1 protein-coding gene is annotated in these 1,285 nt (G+C 26.1%); it reads left to right on the plus strand.

Annotated elements, in window-relative coordinates; all coding sequences use genetic code 11:
- Positions 1 to 1,085, plus strand: a 1,085-nt coding sequence (locus CN514_RS25095; RefSeq protein WP_098234860.1) for a hypothetical protein, incomplete at its 5' end; no start/stop codon positions are given.
- Positions 1,086 to 1,285: the final 200 nt, after the last annotated feature.

Consider the following 1,285-nt stretch of genomic DNA (forward strand, 5'->3'; position numbering starts at 1 on the left):
ATTCATTAAAAATAACGGAGAAACATATGTCAATAAAAAAATTAATTGAACAAAACGAAAAAGTATTTAAAGGGGAAGTGGATTTAAAATATTTGTTCTTCCCTTCTCCAATAAAATCCGACTATTTGTTTGTTATGTTTTCGGCCTTTAATGGAAGTGAGGAATTAGGTGTTACATCGAAATATCAATATCTAAGACATACGCAGGATATAAATTGTAATAAGTTATACATATTAGATATTTATGACTCACTTCCATGTTATTACCTTGGAAAAAACAAAAAATTAGATTATGAAAAATCAGTTGTATTACTAATCAGTCAATTAGCTAAACAAATAAATGTTGAACATGGTAACATTATTACTTGTGGATCAAGTAAAGGTGGCACCGCGGCTCTTTACCTAGCAATGAAATATAGTTATGGACACACTATTGTTGGTGGAATGCAAACCCGAGTTGGTGATTATATTTATAAAAATAAATTTACAAGAGAAAATGTTTTAAAGCTAATAACTGGTAGTTCTGATGAAATAGCACGTGATTACTTAAATGACTTTTATCAAAGTATATTTACCAACCCTATGAATAATACACAATATAATATACATGGTGGTAGAGGTGATTTACATTATATTGAATACGTCAAACCTTTTATTAAGAAATTAATAGAAAAAAACATCCCATGTAATATTGAGGTAAAAGATTATAATAGTCATTCGGAATTAGGAAACCACTATCCTGACTTTTTAATAAATAATTTAAATAGAATTATTGTTAAACGAGAAGAGTTAGAATGCACATTAGAATATAGAAATAATGATCATCTTATTATTGATTGTAAAGTTCCAAGTCAACTTGAAAAAGATAACTTAATTTCTTACGCTTTTTACATCTACAAAAACGGCAATAAAGAACCAGTTAAAAAAGTTATGTATACACATTCTAATACCTATTGTTATCCAATTACTGAATTTGGAGTATATAAGGCTAAGGTTTTCATTAAATGGGGAAATAATAAGAAAAGTTTTTATTCAAATGAAATAATAATAAACAAAAGTTTAGAAGAAGCTTATTTAAAAGTATAATTTTTCTAAGAAAACCCACAAAATAATATTTTTTTGTGGGTTTTTTAAGATTTTAACACCTATATAGGAGGTATTATAACACTTGTCTTTAATAATTGAAGTAATAGAAAATATCTCAGATTACAAGCAAGATTTAGATAGTGAGTAGTTAAGTTGTTTTTTTATTCTAAGTAAGTTTCTATTAATATATAGTTTTATGG

This window comes from Bacillus sp. AFS001701 (genome assembly GCF_002559405.1).
Lineage (GTDB): Bacteria > Bacillota > Bacilli > Bacillales > Bacillaceae_G > Gottfriedia.